Genomic DNA, 5,555 nt, shown 5'->3' with positions numbered 1-5,555 from the left:
TCTAAGGATTTGTCCAATCCAACTTATACTAGCTACAATTTCAAAATCTGTAATTTCTAAACGATCTGCTAATATTTCATTATCTGATGGAATATATTTATCTCCATAATATTTTTCATCACCAACTTTAATATTGGGTTTTGTTACTCTGATTTCCATTAAGCCATATGATACAAATTCAGAACCACCATTGTCTAATTCCAATTCTTCAACATCATTTTCTATGAAAAACATTAAATCAGGCAACGGAGTTTTTTCAATAATATTTGTTCCTGTAATGAATTGGTCATAATCAATTTTTTTCTCTAAAAATGATTTAAAAAGTAAACCAGTAAGTGATGCTTTGTCTGTGTCTTCACACTTGTCAATAATAAATAATAATTTTTCGCCAACTTTTGTTCTATACTTTAAATCTTCTTCTATTTTATTAATTTGTTCTTCTATTTTATTTTCAGAAATTGATTTTAGTTCATATAAAAATGTAAGAATTTTTTTAAGAAATAGCTTATCCTTGATATTGGTTACTGTATTAAAAGTTCCTATAATTGTTGAAAGTAGTGGGACATCTTTTAGTAATCCTTCAGCAATATTTGAATCAATTACCACTTCAGTTAAGTCTTTGGTAACAGCTTGAAATTCTTTATCTTTTATGACTTGAATAAGATTTGTACCGAGTGAACTCATTTAATAATTTAGTTTTAGTAAGGTTGCGTACAACGTTTCGGGGCTTGGCGTCAGTGGCGGAAATTGAAGCGAAAAGTTTCAATTTAGCGACACAGTAAGCAAAAGCCAATTAATTGAATAAATTTAATAAAAAAGTCAATATAATTGGCTTTTTGCGGAATAGAAAGCCGAAACTTCAAATTTTGCCTTAACCCGCCATTGCGCCAAGCCTTTGTTAGCGGTAGTTTTTTCTTATTTCGTGTAGGATTTCGTTCAGTTTTGTTTCAATATTTAGTTCGTCAAATAGTTTCTCCGATAAATTTAATGAGTTTTCAAAAGCTAAAATTATGTTTTTAGGATTTAAATCCGATGTTATTGTTTTATACGCAGAATACCAAGTCATATCAATATCCTTTTCAAGACTTTTAGTCGGACTTTCCCAATGTTGGGTTTTGTTTATTCTTGCTCTAATAAGCCAGAGCAAATATTTCTGAACGTTTGATAAACTATGATGAGCGTGAGCAAATTCCTCTCTCTTAATTAAGTTACTTGTTGTCAGTACAACATTCAGTAATGATTGACTTAACCACAAGATGTTTTCATTTGTTATTCTTTCGGGCGATTTCGTTTTGATTTGATTAAGCGTTTTCGTTAAATGTCCGTCTTTGTCGATTAGGTTCATTTGGTCAAAATCGCTAAATGTAACTATTCCGTCCCAAGATTTGATAATTTCAATTTCCTCTGTTTTTAAAAAATGAAATTCTCCTCTGACCAAATTCTCAAAAATAGCAACTTCGGTTCCATATTCATTTATAAAATATAAAGCCACAGGATGAATTTGATTTACCCATTTTTCTGCTGAGAAATTTTCTTTATTTTTTACAAAGATGTAAAATTCGATGTCAGAATATTTGTCTCCTTCGTTTTTGGTAAATGAACCATACATAAAAACAGCGGAAATATTTTCGTCTTGTTGAGCTATAGATTTTGTTTTGTTAATCATTTGTAACTGTGTCATTTTTTCTAATTTTTAAAAGTTAATAATAGAAAATTCCATTACTTTTTGAAAGCAATGAAAAGGTTTAAGTTTATATATTTTGGACAGTTACTTATAGCTTCATCGGATTATATTTTTTTATGTTCAACATTCTGTTTGGTAAAATTACCGCTAACATAGTAATTTACGAAGTAAATAATAGAAAAGTTTCGTGAAATATTCCCTATATCCGTATTTCGTGTAATTACTTTGTTAAAAGTAATAAATTCTTTGATAGTCTATATTATCTAAATAACATTTGTATGAATAGCGAGGTTTTTATTTAAAATTTTTAAATTCTCAATCATGGATCACGAAACTCTACAATTGATACTTTATTAATCTATTTCATTACTTAACATAATTCTTATTATACACCAAAGATTTTTAGGTTAAAACACTGATATTGTGAGAGTACCGTTTTGGATAAATTATTTTATAGCTAAAACTACTCTGAAAGGTGCATTTTTACGTTGAGAGAGGATATTCAAATCGGTCAACAGGTAGTGTAAAAATTTATAAATTTTTATTTATTTCATCTAAAATAGATAATTGATTTATAGAAGCTGACTTTTGTTTTTTGATTTCCTTTTCAATTTTTATTAAATGGTCGTTTCCGTGCTGAAAAAGTATATATTCTATATACTTTTTTAAGCTCATTCCGTTAGCACTTGCAAGAATTGATAAACGTCTTTCAGTTTCCAGATCTAAATCAATTAACTTTCTTTTCATTACATAAAGTTAAAATTGCCACCACTTTTTTTTCTTTTCCTGTACTTGTTTTGGTTGGTTAGATTCTGGCTCTTTTTTAGGAGCTTCCAACAGGAGAATTGTCTTTTGTAAATCTATTATTCTACCCTCTTTTTCTTGTAAAAGCAACTCTTTATTTTTTAATTCTTGTTCAAATAAAGCAAGTTTTGTCTTTAATGAGTTTACATCTTCTTGCCTCTGCCATATTTCGGCTATGTCATACTTTTGCCTCTGTGGTTTCTTGATATCTTTTAGAGGTTCGTATATAGAAAATAAGTAATTAACTTCTATTAATACTTTATTCCCTTTTTTTTGTAAGTATGGTACAGATTCAGAGTTAGCGAACAATCTTCTTATTGTCCTCTCGCTTTTTCCTGTTTTTTTTACAGCTTCTTTTACATCTATGTAATTCATAATAACAAAAGTTTGAAACTATGACAAAAGTATGTCAAAATATATAGATGACATACTTTTGTCACCCTACTTTTTCATGTGTTTTTGTTCAAAAATCTGCTCAGCTTTGTGTTTCAATGAACCAATAAGATATGCTTTTAGATTTTTGATTTCATATAGTACAGATTGAGCTTTTAATTCGACCAAGAAATCCAATAATTCTTCTTCGGACAGATGGTTGTACAAGCTTTCAAATAAGCTAAGATTGTTGTTTAATTCCTTATTAGTAAAATCGTAATTATATTTTAAATAATCTTCTATGTTTTTAGGGATAAACCAACGATTTGACATTTGTTTCATTGTTTTTTGTTTCTTCAATGATTCATCTTCAAATTGTGGTTGATGAATCGGAATAAAACGAATGCCTGTAATTTTACGACCTGTTTTTATTGTTTCATAATGAAAAGTATAAGGACTACATTTATCAAGTTCTTTTTTTGCAGGTTCGATAACTTTTTGAATAAAACCACCCGTTAACTTGTATTTATCAGCAATATTAAATATATCTTTTAATTTATCTATTGAATAATTAATAGGAGTTTTCTGATTAGATAATAATTCGTAAAAACGCATAGTATATACACTTTCAAATTCCATAGCTACTTTAAGTTCATACTTTTTAAAGCCTTTTGAAAAATCTAAAAATGCTTCTACTATTTTTGGATTTATTCTGAAAGTAGCAATCTCTGTATTTTTCTTAATTTTAGGCTCTGAAATTACTGAAATTAACTCCCAATCATTTTCATCTTCATACTCAAAGAATTTTTTAGCTAAATTTCTTAAAGCTGATTTTATTCGAATATGGTTAGTATCTGTTTCGTTTTGTAAAAATAATTTAATAGGCATACTAACAATGCTAGTATTTTGATTGTCTTGTTCAATAACTATTTTGTCTTTTAATTTTTGATTTTGTATTAATCCTTGAAAAAGCTCTACAAGACGATAAAGAATACGTTTCTCGTAAACAGAATAATCATATTTAGCAGTCGTTAAGATGTAAGACTGTAATACTTCTTTATTATTAATTTTAGACATAAGTTATAGTATTGAAAAGTAAATTTATATAAATACTATAACTTACACAAATATAAGTTATAGTATTTATTCAAAAAGTTATAGTTAACCATTTTCTATTTATTCAAAAAGTTATAGTTGTTTATTCAAAAAGTTATAGTTAGACTTTTTAATACCCTTGCAATATATATGATATATAAATATATATCCGTTTTTTGTCGAAAGTCGATAAGTAATGTTAGATAAGCTATGTTTAATTAATACAAAAACATGGTAATTTTTTAGTTTTTAAGGGTGTGATTTTCTTCAAAAAATCACTTTTGGGAGCTTGCGTGAAATGCACTGTTTTCGTTAGAGTGGAAAAACAAAAACAAATTGACGTGACTTTTTTATGCGCACCAGGGGGGGGGCGGATTTTTTATTTTTGATAAATTTATCTAATTTAATTAACTGATTTTTAATTCATTAATGTATTTTTGTTGCTCAAATTTAATGTTTAACCATAAATTTGAAAGCGAAACGATTTTAAAACGGCTTCTTTTGAGGTCGTTTTTTTTGCGTTTTAAGACATTTTATTTTTAATCATTAGGAAATTATAGCAAAAAGTATTTAAAGCTATTTAAAGCTAAATATTAACTATCCACAAGCTTATTCACTCCTTAATTTGAGTTAAAAACAAGTGGCTTTTTAATTATTAGATAAAATAACAATGAAGAATTACCAAAGTAAAACAAATCAAAAGAAAACAAAGGTAAGTTTCGCACCATTAAATTTTAGCATAAAGCCGTTTCACTTTTTATATAAAATTTAGTGATGCTGCACTTGTTGAAATGGCTTTCTTTTTTTTCGTTTTTTCTTTTCTAAAATGGTTTTTTTTAAGCTAAATTTTCTTAAAAAATATCTTAAAATTTCAATTAGATGCAAGATATGGATTTGTGTAGACACTCAAATCACAATATTGCCTTTTCAGAAAAAAGGAAAGTAAAAATCGGAACTCTTTTTTACGTGAAATTTGATAGTAATTGTGAGTAGCGAGAGGGAACTCCACACGATGGAGTTATAATATTGGTTATCATTGATTTAGTATTTTTAAAAAAATTAAATGTATGTTTTTTGTACATACATTTTAGTTTTTTTTCTTATATATGATTGCTAATCAATTTTTTATGTGTGTAATTATCTACATACATTTTGATATTTACTAATTTTGGAGAAAATTATATACAGAGAAAAATCGATCAAAATTGAGTATTCCGAATGAAAGTAGGAATAGCAAGCAGTAATCACGGAGACCGAGATTGGTTTTTATATTCCTATGATTTACAAATTGTTATAAATAATAATACATACTTTATAAATTAAAAAGTATGTATTATAAGTGTAACTTGTTGATATATAATGTTGTTAACTTACTCTCTAAAAGTATGTTTTTCAAAATAAGCAAGTAGTATAAAATGCATCGTTTTATTAATTTTTATACTAAAATCAGAAAATAGCAAGGTGTGTTTTTTGTTGCAAAAAACTTAGGATAATGACATGAAAAAACCTCCAAATGGAGGTTTATATTTTACATAAAAGGTGTTATAGCTTTTACTGAACCGAAGTTGTACGCTGTCTTTTATTCTTTACATAAATTTTC

At 27.1% G+C, this 5,555-nt stretch carries 5 protein-coding genes; all 5 read right to left on the bottom strand.

Annotation, left to right across the window (positions count from 1 at the left end):
• On the bottom strand, positions 1-684 hold a 684-nt coding region (locus ACTS9J_RS16005), incomplete at its 3' end, for a hypothetical protein (RefSeq protein WP_448353488.1).
• 214 nt (positions 685-898) lie between these two features.
• Positions 899-1,681 carry a lincosamide nucleotidyltransferase Lnu(H) gene (gene lnu(H) / locus ACTS9J_RS16000; protein ID WP_026726551.1) on the bottom strand — a complete coding sequence of 261 codons (783 nt, stop codon included), beginning with the start codon at positions 1,679-1,681 and terminating at the stop codon, positions 899-901.
• Positions 1,682-2,215: 534 nt separating this feature from the next.
• Positions 2,216-2,431: a hypothetical protein gene (locus ACTS9J_RS15995; protein ID WP_150433344.1), complete on the bottom strand. Its 216-nt coding sequence runs from the start codon at positions 2,429-2,431 to the stop codon at positions 2,216-2,218.
• Between the two features lie 9 nt (positions 2,432-2,440).
• Entirely contained in the window at positions 2,441-2,863 is a 423-nt protein-coding gene (locus ACTS9J_RS15990; protein WP_150433345.1) for a hypothetical protein, read from the bottom strand.
• Positions 2,864-2,929: 66 nt separating this feature from the next.
• Positions 2,930-3,937, bottom strand: a complete 1,008-nt coding sequence (locus tag ACTS9J_RS15985; RefSeq protein ID WP_150433346.1) for a replication initiation protein — start codon at positions 3,935-3,937, stop codon at positions 2,930-2,932.
• Between the last annotated feature and the right edge of the window lie 1,618 nt (positions 3,938-5,555).

Source organism: Empedobacter sp. ULE_I140 (genome assembly GCF_053482575.1).
Note: the sequence above shows the minus strand (reverse complement) of the source record. Positions and strands in the feature narration are given on the sequence as shown.